Annotated in this window: 20 protein-coding genes; 14 read left to right on the top strand and 6 right to left on the bottom strand. The window is 72.8% G+C overall.

From position 1 onward, the window contains the following. Positions 1-203 precede the first annotated feature (203 nt). Genes ACNJ93_RS27435 through ACNJ93_RS27420 form a run of 4 tightly spaced genes read left to right on the top strand, consistent with a single transcriptional unit; the run spans position 204 to position 4,093 of the window. On the top strand, positions 204-2,720 hold the full coding sequence (locus ACNJ93_RS27435; protein WP_418960129.1) for a nitrate- and nitrite sensing domain-containing protein: 2,517 nt from the start codon (positions 204-206) through the stop codon (positions 2,718-2,720). Next, positions 2,717-3,121, top strand: coding sequence for a roadblock/LC7 domain-containing protein (locus ACNJ93_RS27430; protein ID WP_418960128.1), 405 nt, complete (start codon positions 2,717-2,719; stop codon positions 3,119-3,121). Before ACNJ93_RS27435 ends, ACNJ93_RS27430 begins: the two co-directional genes overlap by 4 nt. After that, on the top strand, positions 3,121-3,513 hold the full coding sequence (locus tag ACNJ93_RS27425) for a DUF742 domain-containing protein (RefSeq protein WP_418960127.1): 393 nt from the start codon (positions 3,121-3,123) through the stop codon (positions 3,511-3,513). Before ACNJ93_RS27430 ends, ACNJ93_RS27425 begins: the two co-directional genes overlap by 1 nt. After that, positions 3,500-4,093: a GTP-binding protein gene (locus ACNJ93_RS27420; RefSeq protein ID WP_418960126.1), complete on the top strand. Its 594-nt coding sequence runs from the start codon at positions 3,500-3,502 to the stop codon at positions 4,091-4,093. Before ACNJ93_RS27425 ends, ACNJ93_RS27420 begins: the two co-directional genes overlap by 14 nt. Positions 4,094-4,174: 81 nt before the next feature. Here the strand turns inward: ACNJ93_RS27420 and ACNJ93_RS27415 are convergent, their stop codons facing one another. After that, positions 4,175-4,864 (bottom strand): GntR family transcriptional regulator, encoded by a 690-nt coding sequence (locus ACNJ93_RS27415; protein WP_418960125.1) that lies wholly within the window; start codon positions 4,862-4,864, stop codon positions 4,175-4,177. Positions 4,865-5,039: 175 nt separating this feature from the next. On the opposite strand from ACNJ93_RS27415, the gene ACNJ93_RS27410 reads away from it, so the two are divergent. The 5 genes from ACNJ93_RS27410 to ACNJ93_RS27390 are packed head-to-tail and all read left to right on the top strand — an operon-like array spanning position 5,040 to position 10,760. Then, positions 5,040-6,788, top strand: coding sequence for an ABC transporter substrate-binding protein (locus tag ACNJ93_RS27410; protein WP_418960124.1), 1,749 nt, complete (start codon positions 5,040-5,042; stop codon positions 6,786-6,788). Between the two features lie 13 nt (positions 6,789-6,801). Beyond that, positions 6,802-7,782, top strand: a complete 981-nt coding sequence (locus ACNJ93_RS27405) for an ABC transporter permease (protein ID WP_418960123.1) — start codon at positions 6,802-6,804, stop codon at positions 7,780-7,782. A gap of 25 nt (positions 7,783-7,807) precedes the next feature. Then, positions 7,808-8,794 carry an ABC transporter permease gene (locus ACNJ93_RS27400; RefSeq protein ID WP_418960122.1) on the top strand — a complete coding sequence of 329 codons (987 nt, stop codon included), beginning with the start codon at positions 7,808-7,810 and terminating at the stop codon, positions 8,792-8,794. Then, positions 8,794-9,789, top strand: coding sequence for an ABC transporter ATP-binding protein (locus ACNJ93_RS27395; protein ID WP_418960121.1), 996 nt, complete (start codon positions 8,794-8,796; stop codon positions 9,787-9,789). Before ACNJ93_RS27400 ends, ACNJ93_RS27395 begins: the two co-directional genes overlap by 1 nt. Then, positions 9,789-10,760 carry an ABC transporter ATP-binding protein gene (locus tag ACNJ93_RS27390; RefSeq protein WP_418961546.1) on the top strand — a complete coding sequence of 324 codons (972 nt, stop codon included), beginning with the start codon at positions 9,789-9,791 and terminating at the stop codon, positions 10,758-10,760. Before ACNJ93_RS27395 ends, ACNJ93_RS27390 begins: the two co-directional genes overlap by 1 nt. Positions 10,761-10,814: 54 nt before the next feature. Here ACNJ93_RS27390 and ACNJ93_RS27385 read toward each other — a convergent pair whose 3' ends face one another. Together ACNJ93_RS27385 and ACNJ93_RS27380 are read right to left on the bottom strand one after the other, a co-directional pair. Next, on the bottom strand, positions 10,815-13,163 hold the full coding sequence (locus ACNJ93_RS27385; protein WP_418960120.1) for an ABC transporter permease: 2,349 nt from the start codon (positions 13,161-13,163) through the stop codon (positions 10,815-10,817). Continuing rightward, complete coding sequence (locus ACNJ93_RS27380) at positions 13,160-13,867, bottom strand: ABC transporter ATP-binding protein (RefSeq protein WP_418960119.1); 708 nt, start codon at positions 13,865-13,867, stop codon at positions 13,160-13,162. The genes ACNJ93_RS27385 and ACNJ93_RS27380 overlap by 4 nt, the downstream gene beginning before the upstream one ends. A 241-nt stretch (positions 13,868-14,108) precedes the next feature. Here ACNJ93_RS27380 and ACNJ93_RS27375 point away from each other — a divergent pair, with 241 nt between their 5' ends. Continuing rightward, positions 14,109-15,392, top strand: a complete 1,284-nt coding sequence (locus ACNJ93_RS27375) for a sensor histidine kinase (RefSeq protein WP_418961545.1) — start codon at positions 14,109-14,111, stop codon at positions 15,390-15,392. After that, a complete protein-coding gene (locus ACNJ93_RS27370) occupies positions 15,389-16,087 on the top strand; it encodes a response regulator (protein ID WP_418960118.1) in 699 nt (232 codons plus the stop codon). The genes ACNJ93_RS27375 and ACNJ93_RS27370 overlap by 4 nt, the downstream gene beginning before the upstream one ends. A gap of 45 nt (positions 16,088-16,132) precedes the next feature. Here the strand turns inward: ACNJ93_RS27370 and ACNJ93_RS27365 are convergent, their stop codons facing one another. Continuing rightward, positions 16,133-17,332, bottom strand: a complete 1,200-nt coding sequence (locus tag ACNJ93_RS27365; RefSeq protein ID WP_418960117.1) for an MBL fold metallo-hydrolase — start codon at positions 17,330-17,332, stop codon at positions 16,133-16,135. Positions 17,333-17,559: 227 nt separating this feature from the next. On the opposite strand from ACNJ93_RS27365, the gene ACNJ93_RS27360 reads away from it, so the two are divergent. Together ACNJ93_RS27360 and ACNJ93_RS27355 are read left to right on the top strand one after the other, a co-directional pair. Further along, the gene (locus ACNJ93_RS27360) at positions 17,560-17,907 is read left to right on the top strand and encodes a hypothetical protein (RefSeq protein WP_418960116.1); all 348 of its coding nucleotides are present in this window, start codon (positions 17,560-17,562) and stop codon (positions 17,905-17,907) included. An 80-nt stretch (positions 17,908-17,987) separates the two neighbouring features. Continuing rightward, positions 17,988-18,596, top strand: coding sequence for a TetR/AcrR family transcriptional regulator (locus tag ACNJ93_RS27355; protein WP_418960115.1), 609 nt, complete (start codon positions 17,988-17,990; stop codon positions 18,594-18,596). Positions 18,597-18,610: 14 nt separating this feature from the next. On the opposite strand, the gene ACNJ93_RS27350 is transcribed toward ACNJ93_RS27355, so the two are convergent. Further along, a complete protein-coding gene (locus tag ACNJ93_RS27350) occupies positions 18,611-19,624 on the bottom strand; it encodes a DUF6745 domain-containing protein (protein ID WP_418960114.1) in 1,014 nt (337 codons plus the stop codon). A 16-nt stretch (positions 19,625-19,640) separates the two neighbouring features. Further along, complete coding sequence (locus tag ACNJ93_RS27345; protein WP_418960113.1) at positions 19,641-19,967, bottom strand: hypothetical protein; 327 nt, start codon at positions 19,965-19,967, stop codon at positions 19,641-19,643. 114 nt (positions 19,968-20,081) lie between these two features. Between ACNJ93_RS27345 and ACNJ93_RS27340 the strand changes: the two genes are divergently transcribed. Beyond that, the gene (locus ACNJ93_RS27340; protein ID WP_418960112.1) at positions 20,082-20,924 is read left to right on the top strand and encodes a barstar family protein; all 843 of its coding nucleotides are present in this window, start codon (positions 20,082-20,084) and stop codon (positions 20,922-20,924) included. Positions 20,925-20,973: the final 49 nt, after the last annotated feature.

Raw genomic sequence — 20,973 nt, 5'->3', positions numbered from 1 at the left:
GCGGCACGGAAACGGGACTACGGTCGCCATATCACGCCCCTGGGCCGGATTCAATTCCTCCGCTTACTCGGTGTGTCTGGATATGATCGCTCCGCATCTCCGGCCACAACCGGTTCGGGCGTTCCCCCGCGGTCCCCACCCAGGACCGCGCGCCCGGTCCGGCAGCCGGCCCGTCCCCATGCACCGCCGCTCCCCGAGGATTGATGTCTCCCATAGAACCCGAAGGCGCGCCCGCGCCGTCGACGGCTCGTCGACGGCGCACCGTGCGCCTGCGCACGCTGCTCATCTGGCTGGCGGTCGTCCCCACCCTGGCCATGGGAACGCACGTGGCCGTGACCGTCGCCCAACTCCTCGAACGGTCCCGGCACCTGCACGCCGACGTGGCGGCCGGTGAACGGTACGGCGCTCCCCTGAACACGCTCATGGCCGATCTGCAGGCCGAGCGGAGGGCGACCGCGGCCCGGTGGGCCGGCGCGTCCGTGTCCGAGGACGAGCTGGCGGACCTGCGCGCGTCCACGGACCGCTCGGCGGCCGCGTTCCGCGCCCTCGTTCCCGCCGGCCCCGCGGAGGCGGAGACGGAGGCCGGACACGGCGAGGCCGGGCACGACGAGGCCGGACACGGCGAGAACGGGCACGACGAGCCGGGGGACCGTCATCTCCAGGAGGTGGCGAGCGCCCTCGGCGACCTGGCCGCGTACCGCGAGCGTGCCGACACCCGCAGCAGCAGCGCCCACGGCGCGATCGCCTACTACACCCGGGTGATCGACCAGATCATCCGCGTGTACCAGGATGCCTTCAGCCACGGCGAGGACGGGGAGCTGGCCGCCGAGAGCCGCCCGATGGTCGCTCTGTTCTCCGCCTACGAGATGGTGGCCCGCGAGGACACGGTCATCGCGCTCGCCGGCCCCTCCAGGGAGCTCAGCTCCACCACGTTCGCCGAGTTCGCCAACGCCGTCGGAGCGCAGCGGTACCTGTACGACACGTGGGTCGCGCCGTACCTGCCGGCCGAGGAGCAGGCGGCCTACGCGCGGGTGACGGGCTCGGCCGCCTGGCGCACCAAGACCGGGATCGAGGACGCCATGCTCTCCGAGCACCGGGACTTCGACTCCGGAGGCGGCGTGCGGCTGCCCCGCGAGATCGGCGGCTGGCAGGCCGCGCACAAGGAGTTCGCCCCGCGCCTCGCCGAACTGAACGCCGAGCGCTCGCGGGCGGTCGTCGCCCGTGCCGAGGCCAAGGCCGGCGAGCTCGAGACCGAGGTCACCCGGCTGATCGCGGCCAGCAGCGGAGCGCTGCTGCTCGTCGTGCTCGTCGTCGTCCTCACCACCCGCACGGTGCTGCGCCGCCTGCGCGGCCTGCACGAGCGCACGGTGACCGTCGCCGACCACACCCTTCCGGACGTCGTCGACCGGCTGCAGCGCGGCCAGACCCTGCCCGCCGACGCGCTGCCGACGGCCGGCGGGGAGCAGGACGAAGTGGGGCGCATCAGCGACGCCTTCGCCCGGGTGGTCGCCGTGTCCGTCGACGGACACCGGCAACTCGCGGCCGAACGCCAGGGCTTCGGCATGTTCGCGGCCGGCATCGCCTCGCGCACCGGCAACCTCGTCAGCCGCCAGCTGAGCCTGACCGAGGACATCCAGGACGCCTTCGGCCACGACGAGGCGCTCCTCGCTCAGCTGATGAAATCCGACCAGTTGACGGTGGGCATGCGGCGACAGATCGAGAATCTGCTCATCCTGGCGGACGGCGAGATCCCCGACCCGCACACCGAGCCCATGCGCATCGCCGACCTGCTGCGCGAGGCGGCGGCGGAGGTCGAGGAGTTCCGGCGGATCGAGCGCCAGGCCCTGGACGAGATCAGCGTGGAGCCGCGCGTGATCAGCCAGATCAGCCACCTCCTGGCGGAACTGCTCGACAACGCGACCCGGTTCTCCCCGCCGAGGTCGAAGGTCGTCATCCGCGCCGAGGCCGTGGCCGACGGGCTGTCCGTCGAGATCGAGGACCGCGGGCCGCGGGTGTCGGCCGAGCGCTACGCGGAGATGAACGCCCGGCTGCACTCGGCCCCGCCGTACTCCGTCCTCGCGGAGAACGCCCACCGGCTCGGCCTCTTCGTGGTCGGCCACCTCGCCGACCAGCTGGGGGCCACGGTCACGCTGCGCCGCTCGGTCTTCGGCGGCACGTCGGCGGTGGTGATCCTGCCCGAGGACCTGCTGATCCGGACCGAGGGCGTACGGACCGAAGGCGTACGGACCGAAGGCGTACGGACCGAGGGCGTACGGACCGAGGGCGTACGGACGGACGGCCTGCGGGCCGAGGACGTACGGACCGAAGGCGTACGGGAGTCCGTGCGCACGTCGTCGTCGTACGAGCCCGCACCGTCCGCCGCACCGGCCGCACCCGCCCCGCAGGCCGTCGCCGCCCCGCGTCCGCCGGAGCAGCGCAAGCCGGAGCTGGTCCTGCACACGAGCTCCGGACTGCCGGCCCGCCGGGCCCCCGAGCGGCCGGCGACGGCGGCGGCCCCCGCCGCGGACGGCTCCGGGCGCCCGGCGCTCCCCGAGCGCGTGCCGCAGACCCACATCGCCGAGCAACTCCGCGCACCCCGCGCGCCCGAGGAGACCGTCGTACAGGACGAGGCGACCCCCGAGGAGGTCGCCGACGCCTGGGCGGACTACGAACACGGGACCCAGACAGTCGAAGAAGAGCTCCGACGGGATCAGCCATGACGACATCAGCCAGCGACATGATCTACAGCGTCCTGGACAACAACCTCAGCAGGATCGCCGGCGTCCAGGGCGCCGTGCTCCTGTCCAACGACGGCATCATGCTCAGCGCCTATCTCCTCGAGCGGGACCGCGCCGAGCGCATCGCCGCCGCCTCCTCCGGAGTCGCGGCCACCATGAAGGCGATCTCCCGGGAGGTCGACGGCGGACGGGTCATCCGGCAGCTGGTCGAGATGGACGAGAGCTACCTGTGCATCGTCGGCTGCGGCGAGGGCAGCACGCTCATCGTGGTGACCTCGCGCAAGGCGCGCCTCGGCGAGCTGGGCGGCGAGGCCGTACGGACGGCGCAGGCCCTCGGCGAGTGGCTGGGCACCCCCGAGCGCACCCAGGCGCCGAGTTCCTGATGCCGGACGAGCCGGACCGGCCGGACCAGCCCGACGAGCCGCAGCGCCGAAGTCGACGCCGTACGCGGCTGTACGCCCTGACCGACGGCCGTACAGCCGCGCCCCACACCGTCCTCACCATGGACACCACCATCACGGCGGCGACGCCTCCGGAGGCCCACGGCGGCCTGCCCAGCGAGTGGCAGGCCGTCCTCGCCCTGTGCGCGCCGCCGGGCGGAAGGGCGGTCGCCGAGATCGCCGCCCGGATGGGGATCCGCCTCACTCCGATGACGCTTCTGCTCGGCGAGCTCGCCGACCGCGGGCTGATCCACCACCGGCCGCCCCTGGAGGCGGCCGCGACCACCAATGTGCACCTGCTCATGAGAATCAGGGACAACCTTGCCCGGATATGACTCCCCTGCCGATGAAGCGGCCCCCGTCAAGATCCTCGTCGCCGGCGGGTTCGGCGTCGGCAAGACGACCCTGGTCGAGACGGTCTCCGAGATCGAGCCGCTCCGCACGGAGGAGCGTCTGACGGCCGCGGGGGTCGGCGTCGACGACCTCGACGGCATCGAGTCCAAGACGGTCACGACGGTGGCGATGGACTTCGGACGGATCACGCTCACCGACGCGGGCGTCGTGCTCTACCTGTTCGGCACGCCGGGCCAGGAGCGTTTCTGGTTCATGTGGGACGACCTGCTGAACGGGGCGCTCGGGGCGATCGTGCTGGTCGACACGCGCCGGCTCGACCGCAGCTTCCCGGCCATCGACTTCTTCGAGAACCGCGGTCTGCCGTTCGTCGTCGGCGCGAACTGCTTCCACGGCGAACAGCCCTACACCGCCGAGGAGATCAGGGCCGCGCTGCACCTGCGCGACCCGCGGACCCCCATCCTCATGCTCGACGCCCGCTCCCGCGCCGATGTGCGAGGGGCGCTGCTCTCGCTGCTCGACATGCTGATCGCCGAGGCGGACGGGGTGGCGGCGACCGTCTGACCGCGGGAGCCGGGGCCGTCGGCCCGCTCGGCCGTCAGCTGTCGGCCCGCTCGGCCGTCAGCTGTCGGCCCCCCTCCGCCCTCAGCCGTCGGCCCCGGCCGGCCTGCCGCCTCCCCTGGCCCACAGGGAACGGACATGGCCCAGATGCCGGGTCATGCACGCCTCGGCGCCCTCGGCGTCGCCGGCCAGCAGGAGACCGAGCAGTTCCAGGTGCTCCTCGGCGGACGGGACGAGGTCACCGCGGGCGTCGAGCGCGGTGAGGCCGTACAGGCGGGTCCGCTTGCGCAGGTCGCCCACGGTCTCGACGAGCCGTTCGTTGCCCGCGAGGCCGAGGAGTCCGAGGTGGAAGCGCCGGTCGGCCTCCAGGTAGCCGATGAGGTCGTGCCGTTGGGCGGCCCGCACGATCTCCTCGGCGTCGGGGCGCAGCGCCTCCAGTTCCTCGCGGGCGGCGGTGCGGGCGACCCGGCCGACGATCGGGATCTCGATGAGCGCGCGGATCTCGGTGTACTGGTCGAGGTCGCGCTCGTCGACCTCGGTGACGCGGAACCCCTTGTTGCGCACGGGTTCGACCAGGCCCTCACGCGCCAGGTCGAGCATCGCCTCGCGGACGGGGGTGGCGGAGATCCCGAAGTCCTCGGCCAGGGCCGGCGCGGAGTACACCGCTCCGGGCCGCAGCTCCCCCGCGATGAGGGCGGCGCGCAGGGCGTGGGCGACCTGGTCGCGCAGCCGCTCCCGTGCGGCGTTGAGGTCACGGCGGGTCAAGTGCCCCATGGTCGCGCTCCTTTCGACGGTCCGAGCTCGCCTTGGACACGGATCCATAACGGCATTCCCGACGCCTTGTCAGTGCAATTTCACATTACTATGTTACAGGTCACATTCCAGCCCTGCCCTCGCGGCTGTTCCGGCTGTTCCGGCTGTTCCGACTGCACTCGGAGTGACACCACTGATGGACAAGCGCACGTGCACCACTCTGGCCACGGCCCTGACGGCGGCCCTCGCCCTCGGCGTCACCGCGTGTTCCGGCGGGAACCGGGCCGACGACGCCCGGGACCGGAAGAACCCCGTCACCGGCAACAACGGCGCGGTGGTCGGCGGGACCCCGCAGAAGGGCGGCACCCTGACCGTCCTGTCCAACCAGGACTTCACCCACCTCGACCCGGCCCGCAACTGGGTGATGGGCGACATGGACTTCGGCACCCGGCTCCTTTACCGCACCCTCGTCACGTACAAGGCCGAACCGGGCGCGAAGGGCGGCGAGTTGGTCCCCGACCTCGCCGAGGACCTCGGCACCTCCTCCAACGGGGCCCGGACCTGGACCTTCCGGCTGAAGAAGGGCCTGAAGTACGAGGACGGCACGCCCATCACCTCACGGGACGTCAAGTACAACGTGGAGCGGTCCTTCTCGCCCGACCTGCCCGGCGGCCCCGACTACGCCGCCCGCTACCTGACCGGCGCCGAGGGCTACCAGGGCCCCGCCGGGGGGAAGCACCTCGACTCGGTGAAGACGCCCGACGACCACACGATCGTCTTCGAACTGCGCAAGCCATTCGCCGAGTTCCCGTACGCCACCGTGCTGCCCACCTTCGCCCCCGTGCCGCGGGCGCAGGACAAGGGCCCCCAGTACGACAACCGGCCCTTCTCCTCCGGCCCGTACAAGATCGAGAGCTACGCCCGCGACAAACAGCTCGTCCTGGTCCGCAACACCCACTGGGACCCGGCGAGCGACCGGGTCCGCAAGGCGTACCCGGACCGGGTCGTCGTGAGGATGGGGCTGAAGGGGAACCAGATCGACGACCGGCTCATCGCCAGTTCCGGCGCGGACGCGTCGGCGGTGTCCTGGGCAAAGCTGCGCCCCGAGTCCACTCCGAAGGTGCTCACCAGGGCCGACGTCAAGGCGCGGCTGCTCGCCGAGTCGACCAACTGCACCGAGATGGTGCAGATGCACACCGGCCGCGCCCCCTTCGACGACGTCAGGGTCCGCCGGGCCGTGCAGTACGCACTCGACCGGGAGGCCGTCCTCACCGCCTCCGGCGGACCCGCGCTCAACGACCCGGCCACGGCCCTCATGCCCGGCTCCCTCTTCGACGGCGGCAAGCAGCCCGACACCCTCGGGATACCGCTGACCGGCGACGTCGCCAAGGCGAAGCAGCTCCTGGAGGAGGCCGGCAGGCCCGGCGGCTTCGCCACGAGCATCACCGTCTCCAACGGCGACAAGGGCGTCGCCGAGGCCGTCCAGCAGTCCCTGGGCCGCGCGGGCATCAAGGTCACCATCGAGACCGTCGACCCGTCCGCGTTCTACGACACGATCGGGGACACCAAGAACCGCACCGACCTCGTCTACACCGGCTGGTGCCCGGACTACCCGTCCGGCTCCACCTTCCTGCCGTTCGTCTTCGACGGCCGCTACATCAAGGAGAAGGGCAACTCCGGCAACCACTCCCTGTTCCGCGACGAGCCGACCATGAAGCGGATGGACGAGATCGCCGCCCTGCCCGACGCGGACCGGGCGGACAAGGCGTGGCAGGAGCTCGACGGGCAGATCCTCGCCAAGGCCCCGACCGCGCCCGCCGTGGTCGAGCGCATGCCGCTGCTGCTCGGCACCAACATCGCCGGCGCCTTCGGGCACACCTCCTTCGGCGGTCAGATCGACTACGCGACGATCGGCCTCAAGGACGCTGCGAAGAGCGGGAACTGAGGGGTCGTCACCCATGTCCACCGACTCCACCGCCTCCACCCGTTCACCCCACTCCACCCGCTCCCCCGATTCGACCGACTCCCCGCCCGTGCGCGCGGGCAGCGGCCCCTGGCGACTCGCCCGGGCGGAACTGCGCCGCCGTCCCTCCGTGAAGGTGTCCCTCGCGGTGGTCACGCTCTTCGTGGTCATGGCCGCGGCCGCCCCGCTGCTCAGCGCCCTGGGCGGCTGGGGGCCCGAGGAGTTCGACAAGAGCGCCGTCGATCCGTACCTGGGCGGCCTGCCGATCGGCCCGCTCGGCGGCGTCTCGGCCGAGCACTGGCTGGGCGTCGAACCCGTCACCGGCCGCGACCTGTTCGCCCGGGTGGTGCACGGCGCCCAGGTCTCCCTGTTCATCGCCTTCGCCGCGACGGCCATCGTGGTCGTCGCGGGGACGGCGGCGGGGATCGCGGCCGGCTACTTCGGCGGCCGCACCGACTCCGTGCTCTCCCGCCTGATGGACCTGACCATGTCCTTCCCCTCCCTCATCTTCATGATCGCAATGATGTCGGTGGCCCGGGACGTCAACCGGATCGTGCTGATGACCGCCGTCATCGGCCTCTTCGGCTGGCCCGGCATCGCCCGCGTCGTCCGCGGCCAGACCCTCTCGCTCAAGCACCGCGAGTACGTCGACGCCGCCCGCGTCGCCGGCTCCGGCCCCTGGCGGATCCTCACCCGGGACATCCTCCCGGGCGTCGCCGGGCCGGTCATCGCGTACACGACCCTGATCGTCCCCGGCATGATCGCCACCGAGGCGGCCCTCAGCTATCTCGGCGTCGGCGTCCGTCCGCCCACCCCGTCATGGGGGCAGATGATCGCCGAGAGCGTCGCCTTCTACGACACCGACCCCATGTACTTCGTCGTCCCGAGCCTCTGTCTCTTCCTCACGGTGCTCGCGTTCACCCTGCTCGGCGACGCGCTGCGCGACATCCTCGACCCGAGGGGCAGCCGCACATGATCCTCGACCTCAGGGGCAGCCGCACATGATCCTCTATCTCGCCCGGCGGCTGCTCGGCGTCGCCGGCGTCCTCGTCGCCATCGCCGCCGTCACCTTCACCATCTTCTACGTCCTGCCCTCCGACCCCGCCGCCGCGGCCTGCGGCAAGGCGTGCAGCGCCGAGCGGCTGGAGGCGATCCGCGCCCACATGGGCCTGGACCAGCCGCTGTGGCGGCAGTTCGCCGACTTCACCACCGGCATCTTCACCGGGCGCACCATGGGCAGCGGCCCGTACGCCCTGCACTGCGACTTCCCGTGCCTCGGCTACTCGTACGAGAACAGCCAGAGCGTGTGGGACCTGTTGCTCGACCGGCTCCCGGTCTCCGCCTCGCTCGCCCTCGGCGCCGCCGCGATCTGGCTGCTCCTCGGGCTCTCGGCGGGCGTCGCGGCGGCCCTGCGGAAGGACACCCTCACCGACCGCGTCCTCATGGTCGGCGCGGTCGCCGCCGCGTCCCTGCCCGTCTACTTCACCTCGCTCGTGCTGATCTACGGACTCATCCGGGTCGCGGGACTGCTGCCCTATCCGCAGTACACCCCGCTCGGCTCCGATCCGCTCGGCTGGGCCTCGAACCTGCTGCTCCCGTGGCTGGCGCTGGCGGTCCTGTACGCCGCCATGTACGCGCGGCAGAGCCGCAGTTCGATGATCGAGACCATGGCGGAGCCGTACATCCGCACCGCCCGCGCCAAGGGGCTCCCGCGCCGCACGGTCGTCGTCAAGCACGGGCTGCGCGCCGGGATGACCCCGATCCTCACCATCTTCGGCATGGACCTCGGCGGCCTCCTGGCGGGCGCCGTCATCACCGAGTCCCTCTTCGGACTGCCCGGCGTCGGCCGGCTCTTCTACGGTGCGCTGTCGACCGGCGACCAGCCGGTCATCCTCGGCGTCACCCTGCTCGCCGCCGCCTTCATCGTCGTCGCCAACCTGGCCGTCGACCTGCTGTACGCCGTCGTCGACCCGCGAGTGAGGTACTGATGGCCGCCGTGTTGTCCGTGCGGGACCTCAGCGTCAGCTTCCCCACCCCGCGCGGCCCCGTCCGGGCCGTGGACGCGCTCTCGTTCGACGTCCCGCGGGGCCGTACGCTCGGCATCGTCGGCGAGTCCGGCTCCGGCAAGTCCGTCACCTCGCTCGCCGTCATGGGCCTGCACTCCGGCGCCGAGGTCACCGGCTCCGTCACCCTCGACGGCCGCGAACTCGTCGGACTGCCCGAGCGCGAGCTGAACCGGCTGCGCGGCAGGCGGATGGCGATGATCTTCCAGGACCCGCTGTCCAGCCTCCACCCGTACTACACGGTCGGCGAGCAGATCGCCGAGCACCACCGCGTCCACTACGGCAGCGGCCGCAGGGCCGCGCGGGAGCGGGCCGTCGAGGCGCTCGCCGAGGTCGGCATCCCCGAACCGCGGCGCCGGGCCGGCGAGTACCCGCACCAGTTCTCCGGCGGCATGCGTCAACGCGTCATGATCGCCATGGCGCTGGTCTGCGAACCGGACCTCCTCATCGCGGACGAGCCCACCACCGCCCTGGACGTCACCGTCCAGGCGCAGATCCTGGAACTGCTCGCCCGGATCCAGGAGCAACGCGGTCTCGCCGTCGTGATGATCACGCACGACCTGGGCGTCGTCGCCCGCGTCGCCCACGACGTCCTGGTGATGTACGGCGGCCGGGCCGCCGAACAGGCCCCGGTGGACGCCCTGTTCGCCGCCCCGGCCCATCCGTACACACGCGGGCTGCTCGACTCCCTGCCACGGCTCGACGACCCGGACGACCTGCCGCTGCGCGCGATCCCCGGCAGCCCGCCGTCCCTGCTCTCCCCCGCCCCGGGCTGCGCCTTCGCCCCGCGCTGCCCGCGAGCCGCCGCGGCCCCGGAGGAGGAACGCGCCCGCTGCGAGGCGGAACGCCCCGTACTCCACGGCCCGGACGGCCACCCGACCGCCTGCCACTTCCCCGCATACGAAGGCGTCACCCCGTGATCAAGACCGAACCACTGCTCTCCGTAAGGAACTTGACGACCACGTTCCCGGGCCGGCGGCGCGCCGCCCCCATCCGGGCCGTCGACGGCGTCGGCTTCGACATCGCGGCCGGCGAGACGCTGGGCCTGGTGGGCGAGTCCGGCTGCGGCAAGTCGACCACCGGCCGCACGATCGTACGGCTCCTGGAGCCGTCCGCGGGGTCCGTCGTGTACGACGGCCGCGACATCGCCCACCTGTCGCAGCGCGAGCTGAAGCCGCTCCGCAAGGACCTCCAGATGGTCTTCCAGGACCCCCACTCCTCGCTGAACCCCCGTCAGACCGTGGCCCGGATCATCTCCGACCCCCTGCTGGTGCACGGCAGTTCCGCGTCCGAGGCCCGGGCGCGGGCGGCGGAGCTGATGGACCTGGTCGGCCTGATCCCGGAACACCTCGACCGCTACCCGCACGAGTTCTCCGGCGGCCAGGCGCAGCGCATCGGCATCGCACGCGCCCTGGCCACCGGCCCCCGGCTCGTCGTGGCCGACGAACCGGTCTCCGCCCTGGACGTCTCCGTCCAGGCCCAGATCGTCAACCTGATGGAACGCCTCCAGCGCGAACTCGGCCTCGCGTACCTGTTCATCGCCCACGACCTGTCCGTGGTGAAACGGGTCTGCGACCGGGTCGCGGTGATGTACCTGGGCCGCATCGTGGAAATCGGCGACAGGACAAGCGTCTACGAGGCGCCCGCGCACCCTTACACCCAGGCACTCCTCTCAGCCGTCCCCCTCCCCGACCCGGCCGCCGAACGCACCCGCGAACGCATCACCCTCCACGGCGACCCCCCGAGCCCGGCCTCTCCCCCACCCGGCTGCCCCTTCCACCCCCGCTGCCCCAAGGCCCAGAGCATCTGCCACACGGACCCACCCCCCTTGCGCACCACCACCCCCGACACCCCCCACCAAGCGGCCTGCCACTTCCCCGAAACCCCCTGACGGCCCGGCACGTGCACCCCGGGCCGAATGGGCCCGGGGCGCCATCGCGCGGCCCTACTCGGTCCGCAACGCCGCGGCGGTTCGCGCCCCGGCGGCCCAGCCGGCGGGCAGGAGCGCGCCCAGGGCGGCGATGAGCAGGCCGCCGAGCGCGAGCGGGAGCAGTTGGGCCGCGTGGTAGACGGCGATGACGGAACCGGGAAGGCGGAGCCCCACGCTGTCGCCCATCGCGGGGACGACCCAGCCGTGCAGGGCCACGCCGAGCGGCACGCCCAGGGCGCCGGCGACCAGTCCGGTGACGACGACCGAGGTGACGACCATGGCGAGGGTCTGCCGTGGGGTCATGCCGAGCGCCTTGTGGACACCGATCTCCCGGACGCGCTCCCGGGTGTCGAGCAGCACGCCGTTGAGCACGCCGAGTGCGGCGACGGCGACGAGCATCAGAGTGAGGAGGGCGGACAGCGCGTTGAGGGTGACGACCATGTCGCTGCCGCCGTCGAGCCCGCCGGTCCGAGCGGCGACCCCCAGCGGTGCGAGCTCCTTGTTCAGCGCGTCGAGGTAGCCGGTCACGTCGGTGCCTGGCTTCACCGCGATGTGATGACTCGTCTCTGCCAGGTCGGCACGTGCGGCCGTGAGGGTCGCGGCGTCGGTGAAGACCTGCATGCCGTCGTTGCGGGGCTCGAGGACCTCGCCGACGATCCGGACGGTGACCGGCTCGGCCAGGCCGTTCAGGGTGACGGTGTCACCGACGCGAGTGCCCGTGGCGGCCAGGAAGGGGGTCGGGACCACCGCCTCGCCGGGCCTGTCGATCCAGCGGCCCGAGACCATCGTGTAGCCGCCCCAGGAAGCGTCGCCGGTGAATGCGATCACGTGGGTGGTGCCGGTCGTGCCGGGCACGGTCGCCCGTACCGTCGCGGCGCTGTAGTGCTTCCCGGTTCCGGCGGCGGCCTCGACGGCCGCGGCCACGGCCGCGGGATCGGCCATGGGCCGCCGCTCGGTCTCCGGGCCCTGGGGTCCGAAGTCCGGCACGGGCGGGGGCACGACGACATCGGCGGCATCGTGGGCCCTCGCCTTCATCACCTGGCCCAGCGAGGCGCCCATCCCCACGGTGAACGTGACGGGGACGGCGCCGAACAGGATCGCCGTGCCCATGGCCAGCGCGCGGGCGGGCCGCGCGAAGGGCCGGGCCAGACCGAGGGCGACCGGCTGCGGCAACGGCAGCCGTCCCGCCAGGCGAGCCGCGCGGCGGCCGCGTCCGGCCGAAGCGGTACGCCCCATGGCCAGCGCGTCGACCGTGCGCAGCCGGCCGGCCCGCCAGGCACTCGCCCACGCGGTCGCCGCCACCAGGCCGAGCACCCCGGCGATCACCGCGAGGTCGACCCACGGGGCGACGGCCAGGGACGAGGTGCCGTACACCTCCTCGGTCTCGGCCAGTACGGGCACGGCGAGCAGGTGGCCGGCGAGCACGCCGAGGGCCGTGCCCGCGGCGGCCGGGATCAGCGCCTGGCCCACGTAGGCCCTCACGACCTGGGACGGGGTGAGACCGACGGCCTTGAGGATGCCGATGCGGCGCGTTCCCGTACCGACGGCCGAGGCGACGACGTTGCCCACGATGAGCACCGACATGACCAGGCCCAGGGCCCCGAAGGCGATGAGGAACGGGACATAGACCGCGCTGTCCTCCTCGGCGCTCTTCTTGACGGTGAGCCATGACTGTTCGCCGACGGCCGCTCCCGGCGGCAGGGACCCCGTCACGGCCTCGCCGCCCGTGGTGATCCGCGCGGCGGTGGCCGCGTCGGTGAAGCGGTACAGCATCTGGTAGCCGCTGCTGCCGGGCACGGTGAGCGCGGGCAACTGGGCCGGAACCACCCAGGCGTCCGCGGTGTGCGTGACCGAACGGGCCAGACCCACCACCGTCAGCGTCGGACCGCCGGGCGGACCGGGGAAGGCGATTCTCGTCCCCAGGACCGGGACGAGCGAGGAGTCGACGGACAGCGCGACCTCGCCGGTGCGCGTGGGCCACCGCCCGTCGAGAAGCGCCACCTCGTCCACCCCGCGGCCGGGATCGCCCCGGCCGACCACGGTCACCGGCCATCCGGGGCCCGCCCCGTCCGCCCGCGGCGTGACCGTCGTCGTACGAAACGGCCCGGCCGCCTGGCTCACCCCTTCGGCGTCCCTGGTCCGGGACAGCTGCTCGGCACTCACCTTGTCCGGGTCGAACTGCACGGACAGATGCGCGCCGTGCTGCCTGGCGAAGGCGTCGTCGAAGGGCGCGCCGGACACCACGAGCAGCGTTCCGCCGAGGACGGAGGCGGCCACCGCCATCAGCGCGGCGAGACCGATCACGAGCGTCTGCACCCGGCGCCGGCTCACCCCCGAGCGCACCACGTGGCCGAGCGCGCTCATCGGACGGCCTGCGGTGCGACGGCCTGCGACCGGACGTCCTCGGTGATCCGGCCGTCGGCGATCCGCACCGTACGGTGCGTGCAGGACCGGGCCACAGCCAGGTCGTGGGTGACGACGACGAGGGTCTGGCCCTCGGCATGGAGGTCGGCGAGCAGCCTGCTGACGTCCTGTCCGGCGGCCGTGTCCAGGGCCCCGGTCGGTTCGTCGGCCAGGAGCAGCGCGGGCCGGTTCATCAACGCCCGGGCCACCGCGACGCGCTGCCGCTCACCGCCGGACAGCCGCCCCGGGTGGGCGCGGGCGTGACGGTCCACGCCGAGACCCTCCAGGAGCTCCGCCGCCCGCCGGCGTGCCTCGCCCTGGGCCATGCCCGCGAGACGCGCGGGCAGGACGACGTTGTCGATGACGGTCAGGTCGTCGAGCAGGTGGAAGAACTGGAAGACCATGCCGACCTTCGACCGCCGGTACAGCGCCGCTCCGGCTTCGCCCAGCCGGTCCACCCGCACCCCGTCCACGGTGACGGTTCCCGTGTCGGGGCGGTCCAGGCCCGCGATCAGATTGAGAAGGGTGGACTTGCCGCTGCCGGAAGGGCCGAGGACGGCGACGGCCTCGCCGGGCTGCACGGTCAGCGACACCTCGTGCAGAGCGGGCGGGCCGTCGTCGTATCGGCGGCTCACCTCGCGCAGTTCGATCACCGGCACGGTCATGAAGGACTCCTTGGATACGGCGAGTTGGCTGCGTGAACGCTAGGAGCGGCTCCGGGCCGCGCACGTCGCCCGACCGAACCCATTGCGGTACCGCGCTTGGATGAACCCCGGAAGCCTCATCCTTGCGATGTAGGCGGGGGGTGTAGTGGGGGCGGTGGAAATGACCGCCTGGACGGACTTCGCGGCTGCGCGCGACGGCGACAATGAACCGGTGACGGAACTGGGTACGAGGCTGGAGGGGCTGCGGGAAGCCGCCCGCCGGGCGCTTCTCGACTCCGGGCTCCCGAGCGGTCCACCTCTGCGGCCGACCCGGCGTGCCTGGCAGTTCGACGCGCTGGTGGCGCTGGTCCTCGGAATCACCACCGTCTACTACGGCATCGACAACGCGGGTGTCGTGGTCGTGCGGGAGATCGCACCGGGCGTCCGGCACGTCATGCCGCGCCCGTCCGGCCCCGGCGGCCTGGCCTTCATGGTGACCCTCGCGGTCATCGCCTCGGGCGCCTTGGCGCTGCGCCGCCGCTACCCGCTCGCCGTGCTGTGCGTCGTGACGGCCGCGACCCTGGCCACCCCGCAGAGCGTCATGCGGCTGACCTTCTACGCGTTCGTGATCGCGGTGTACAGCGCCGCCGTGTACAGCCCGTACCGGGTGGCGACCCTGGCGGCGCTGCCGCTGTCGGTCATCCTGGTCGGCACCACGGGGAGCTCGGTGACACCGATCGTCCCCAACGAGTACATCGCCCTGCTGATCCTGGTCCCGATGGCCGTGGCCGCCGTCGGCGTGCGGACCTGGAAACTCCGGACCGACGAGGGCCGCGCGCGGCTCTCCGCCCTGGAACGCGAACAGGCCGAGGCGCTGCGCCGGGCCGTCGAGCACGAACGGGCCAGGATCGCCCGCGAACTGCACGACGTCGTCACGCACAACGTCAGCGTGATGATCATCCAGGCGGGCGCGGCCCGTACGATCATGAAGTCCTCCCCCGAGCAGGCCGGCGAGGCGCTGCTCGCCGTCGAGGCGGGCGGGCGGGCGGCCATGACCGAACTGCGCCACGTCATGGGACTGCTCACCATGCCCGACGACGGCGAGGGGACGGACGCAGAAGCGGACCTGGCCGACACGGCGGCGGAGCTGGCCCCGCAACCGGGCCTGGACCAGCTGGAGACGCTGGTCGGACGGGTCCGGGACACCGGCCTGCCGGTCGGCCTGACCGTGACCGGCTCGCCCCGTCCCCTCCCGCCCGGACTCGAACTCGCCGCCTACCGCGTGGTCCAGGAAGCCCTGACCAACACCGTGAAGCATGCCTCCGGCGCCACCGCCGCCGTGACCGTCGAATACGGTCCGGAACGGCTCCGCGTGGAGGTCACCGACACGGGCGGAGACCGGGGTGCGGGCGCGGCCGCGGGAAGCGGCCGGGGCCTGATCGGCCTGCGCGAGCGACTCTCCGTCTACGGCGGAACCCTGAACACGGGCCGTCGCCTGACCGGCGGCTACCGTGTGGAGGCGCTGATCCCCTTGGAGGCACCGTGACCGAGCCGCTGCGCGTGCTCCTCGCCGACGACCAGACCCTGGTCCGCACGGGATTCCGCATGATCCTCGGCGCCGACGGCATCGACGTCGTCGCCGAGGCGACCGACGGAGCCGAAGCGGTCGAAGCGGTGCGCCGCACCCGTCCCGACGTGGTGCTGATGGACGTCCGCATGCCCGAGATGGACGGCCTGGAGGCCACCCGCCGCATCCTCACCGGCGCCCCCGGCGAACCCCGCGTCATCATCCTGACCACCTTCGACCTGGACCGGTACGTCTACGCGGCCCTGTCCGCCGGTGCCAGCGGCTTCCTCCTCAAGGACGTCACGCCCGAGCACCTGACCGCCGCCGTCCGCACGGTCCGTACCGGCGACGCCCTCCTCGCGCCCACCATCACCCGCCGACTCGTCCAGCGGTTCGCCCACCGCGACGGCGACACCGCGACTCTCCACCGCGACCTGGCCTCGCTCACCCCGCGCGAACTGGAGGTCCTCGGCCTGCTGGCCCGAGGCCTGAGCAACGCCGAACTCGCCACCCGCCTCCACTTGGCCGAGGCGACCGTCAAGACGCACGTCGCCCGCATCCTCGCCAAACTCGGCCTCCGCGACCGCGTCCAGGCCGTCATCGCCGCCTACGAAACAGGCCTGATCACCGCAGGCACCCACGAGCCGGTGCAACCGCCCGCCGAGCGGGCATAGGGCGGCGCGGAGACTCGACGTTCGGTGAGGCTCTTCCCCCTGACGTCAGCGGTCGCCGGCGAGGTCGAGGTCGCCGCTGCGGGGCTCGGTCGCGGCGTCCGTGGGGCGGGGGTGGCGCCAGGGGCGGGCGATCGGGTGGGAGACCGGCTGCCACCACGGGTCGTCCGGGACCTTGCCCGCCGGCTCGAAGGGCTGGCCCGGGCGCGGCAGGGCCACCGGCTGGCCGGCTTCGTCGGCGGCGTCCTTCGTCCACTCGCCCGGTTCCGCCCAGGCGTGCGGGGCCAGGTTGAAGGTGGCCCAGTGGATGGGGAGCAGGAGGCCGTGCGGGCGGCCGCCCTGGAGGTCGAGGTGGGCGCGGACGCCCTCCGCCGGGGTCATGTGGATGTCCGGCCAGAACTCCGAGTACGCGCCGATCTGGATCATGGTCACGTCGAAGGGGCCGTACGCCGCGCCGATGTCCTGGAAGCCGGGGAAGTAGCCGGTGTCGCCGCTGTGGTAGATCCGGTGCGTGGGGCCGGTCACGGCCCAGGAGGCCCACAGGGTGTGCTGCTGGTTGCGCAGGCCGCGGCCGCAGAAGTGGCGGGCCGGGGTCGCGGTGAGGGTCAGCTCGCCGACGGCCGTCGACTCGTGCCAGTCGAGCTCGCGCAGCCGGCTCGCCGGGACGCCCCAGCGCTCCAGGTGGGCGCCGACGCCGAGCGGGACCACGAACAGCGTGTCCGTGCCCGCCAGCGCCTTGATCGTGGGCAGGTCGAGGTGGTCGTAGTGGTCGTGGGAGATGACCACCGCGTCGACCGGGCCCAGCGCGGCGAGCGGGGCCGGGGCCGGGTGCAGCCGCTTCGGGCCGACGAACGCGAAGGGTGAGCAGCGCTCGCCCCAGACCGGGTCGAAGAGGACCCGGTGTCCGTCGATCTCGGCGAGGACGCTGGAGTGCCCCATCCAGGTGATCCGCAGCCCGGAGGCCGGGGGCGCGGCCAGGTCGGCGAGCGTGGTGGGGTGCACGGGGATCGTCCCGGTGGGCGCGCGGCGGACCCGCGACTCCTTGCGGAAGTAGATCTTCGCGAACTCGACGGTCGAGCCGGAGGGTCGGTGACGCGCGGCCACGGGGTTCTGGAACACACCGTCCGCGAAGTTCGGCGAACGGCGGATCCGGTCCATCCGTGCCCCCGCGGGATCGGCGCCGAAGGCCTCGGGCCGCAGCGAGCGCAGCCGGTCGCGCAGGGAGGGTGCGGAGTCAGCGCCGGTCACGGCACCTCCTGGGGTTCGGGATTCCATTATGGCCGGGCGGCGCGGGAAGCGGCCCGGGCGGCGCCCGCCGCGTACGACCGCCACCTGGGACAAGGTCGCGGGGGCCTGGGGAATTCCTGGCGGGGCAGGGCGCAGGCCGTCTTTCCGCAGGCCGGCGGGGCGGAAGGCAAGCGGCAAGCGGCAAAATCCCTGAGCCCTCGGCGGTGCTCAGTCCCTAGGATCGCGGGGTGGACGCGTACGAACAGCTGATGCACAGGCTTGAAGCGGCATGGACGACGCCGAGCAGCGCGGACACGCGGCAGCGTGCGTCGTGGGCTGAGGAGCTGAGCGACCTGCTGGAGTGGGGCTCGCTGCGGGACGGTGACGCCGAGCGAGTCGTCGGCCGGCTTGTTCAGGTGGCGGTGACCGACGGGGATCACGGGGTGCGGGAGTCCGCCTTGCACGCTGTGTCGAGTGCGGCGGGCCCGTACCAGATGCCGTACGCGGTCGTCGCACCGCTGGCCGCCCATGTCGATGCCGGTGTGCGCAGGGAAGCGGAGGAGGCGATCGCGGAGCTCCGCGACATCAGAAGCTGATCACCACGTCCTACTGCTTCCCGCTGCCTTGCGACGCGTGGATGATCATGACCGTGTCATGTGCTGTGTAGGGTGACGGCGTGGCGAGAGTCCGGTTGAGTGTGGCGGAGCGGCGGGAGGAGCTGCTGCGGGCCACGGTGGCGCAGATCGAGAGGCGGGGCTTCGCCGCTGTGCGGATCGCGGATGTGGCCGCCGAGCTCGGGGTGAGCAACGCGCTCGTGCTCTACCACTTCTCCACGAAGGAGAAGCTGCTGGCCGAGGCCTTCGCCCACGCCGCCGAGAGCGACCTCGCCCACCTGCGCAAGCTGCTCGGCCGACGCACCTCGGCCACCCGTCGGCTGCGCGCGGCGGTGCGCTGGTACGCGCCCACCGGGCAGGCCAAGGGCTGGCGGCTGTGGATCGACGGCTGGGCGGCTGCCCTGCGCGAACCCACCCTGCGGGAGGTCGCCGGGGACCTGGACCAGCGGTGGAAGGCGGAGCTGACCGCCGTGATCGCCGAGGGCGCCGCGGCCGGCGAGTTCGCCTGCCCGGACCCCGCCGCCGCGGCCTGGCGGCTGACCGCCTTCCTCGACGGGCTCGCCGTGCAGATGACCTCGTACGCCGGCTCCCTCTCCCGCGCCGCGATGCTGGAGTGGGCCGACCAGGCCCTCGCCCGCGAGCTGGGCCTGCCGGAGCCGGACACTCACTGACCCGATCCGCCGGATCAGGTCTCCACCAGCGGCCGGTACTGCTCCACCGGCACGTCGAAGGTCCAGGCGACGCCGGCCCGTGCGGTCCGGGTGTCCGGGGGGACGCGCAGCCAGTACGTGCGGTACGTGCCGTCCGGCTCGGGCGTGGAGTTGACGACCTCGACCATCGCCACGTCCTCGTCGTCCGGCAGCTCGATCCGCCACAGCACGCCGGTCTCGTCCCGGTTCACGGGGCGGGCGCCGGACTCGGCGAGGAAGCGGTCGTAGCCGTAGAACTCCAGCATCACGCGCCGCAGTTCCGCGTTCTCCTCGGTGCGTATCCGCTCCGGGGTGAGGCCGGCCAGCTGCTCGGGGAAGTCGGACGGGACGGGCATGCCGCGCCATGCGTACAGGGCGAAGCCGTCCGCGAAGGCGAGCGCCGGACCGTCGCCCCGGTCGAGCCGCCCCGCCTCGTCCCGGTGCAGTTCCACGGGGCGCTCGCAGACCACGGCGACGCGCTCGTACGGCCACCACCAGCCGGCGTGCGCCGCCACCTCGGCGACTCCGGCGAGCCGGTCGCCGCGCCCGTCGAAGGCGGCGAGCCAGGCCGCGTCGTGCTGGCCCAGCACCGCGTCGAGCAGCAGCAGCCGCGCCTCGTCCGGGCCCGGCGTGTCCGCCCCGTGGCCGGTCAGGATGCCCGCGCGGATGCGTTCCGTGAGCGCGCGGGTGGTCTCCCACAGCCGCGCGCCGGTCGCGGACCAGTGGGCGGCCCAGCCGGCGGGGCCCAGCTCGTCGTGGACGCGGCGCCGCTCCTCCGCCCAGGGGCGGGTGCGCACCTCGTCCCGTACCGAACGTCCCTTGTCCGTCAGCTCCTTCACCAGGGCCACGGCCGCGCGCGGCGAGTCCGCCCAGCGGATCTCCGACGGCTCGGCGAGTCCGGCGAGGCGGTAGGCGAGCCGGACGCCCGCCTCGGCGGCGGCCCGGTCGGCGGGCCCGGTCGCGGCGGCGATCGCCCGCCACCGGTCCACGCTCAGCAGTGTGTCGTTCATCCCTCGACTCCCCCTGTCAGTCCGCGACGACGCGGTACGCGCCCGGGACGTACTCCCGCTGCCGCACCACCCGGTACCAGCCCTTCGGCAGCACGATCGGGGCGTGCTCCTCGTGCACCAGGCGCCCGCCCTCGGGCAGTTCGAGCAGCAGCGGTCCCCACGGCCCCGGCTCCGTCACCAGCCGGCCCGGTCCCGGTATCGCGTGCGCGTGCCCCGTCACCTCGCCGAGCGCCAGCACGAGCCGCCCGCGCGCGTCCCGCGGCTCCCCCTGCGCCCGCTTCACGTGCGCCGGCACGGCGTCCTCCGCCGCGGGCACGAGCAGCACGTCTCCCTGCCGGTACATGGCTCTCCCCCTCCCGTCCGGCAGCACGGCACCCCGGACACACGTACGACGCTACGGGCAGGGTCTGACAACGCGTCTTTCGCCGGTCCGGACGTCGCTAGGATCAGCGCTCTCATGAGGGATGCGACAGGAATATCAGGCCGTCCCGCCGACGGACACAAGTTCGCGCTGACCTCCGACGAGGACGACAGCGACTTCTGGGGATCCGGTCACGGGGCCGAGGGGTTCTTCACGCCGCTGCCGGACGAGGAGGGCGCCCGCCGAGTTCGCCTCACAGGCTGCCTCCCGCAGGGTGGCCTGCTGAGGAGCGTCGACCGCGTCGGCAGTCGGCGTGCCGTGGCGGGGAACGCCTGGTTCGCGCTGCTCGACAACGGCGGGACCACCATGGGGTCCTACTTCGTCAACGATGTCACCGTCATCGACGTCGGACCCTCGGCCCCCGGTCTCGGTCTCGGTCTCGGTCTCGTCGACCTCACCGTGTCGCTGTGGTGCGAGGACGCCCTGGCCGGGTCGGAAAAGGTGTGGGACCTGATCAGGACGGGTCGCCTGGACCGCACCGGCATGTGGCACGAACTCACCCCGGAGGACAGGCGGGCGTGGCTGTCGGTGGCTCTGTGGTCGCGGCAGTACCAGCGCCGGGGAAGGCCCGACGAACCCGCAGGCCAGGTGTTCGTCCTGGACGGTCGGCACATCGTCGACCGGGACACCTTCTACTGCGCGATCGGCGAAGCCGTGAACGGGCCGTGCGGGTACTTCGGTTGGAACCTCGACGCCCTGGACGACTGCCTGAGAGGCGGCTGGGGCGCCACCCCTCCGTTCACCCTGCACTGGGACTTCTCGACCGAGGCCCGAGCACAGTTGGCGGGGAGCGTGTCCACGGGAGACGGCGACGCTTCGCTGTTCGACGTGCTCCTGGAGATCTTCGAGGAACGGGGCGTGGACGTCATCCTCCGGTGACTGCCGGTCGCGGGTGACGGGGGATGCGCGGGCCGATCGCTCCCCGCTG

The sequence above is a fragment of the Streptomyces tritici genome (genome assembly GCF_048500665.1).
Classification (GTDB): domain Bacteria; phylum Actinomycetota; class Actinomycetes; order Streptomycetales; family Streptomycetaceae; genus Streptomyces; species Streptomyces tritici.
Note: the sequence above shows the minus strand (reverse complement) of the source record. Positions and strands in the feature narration are given on the sequence as shown.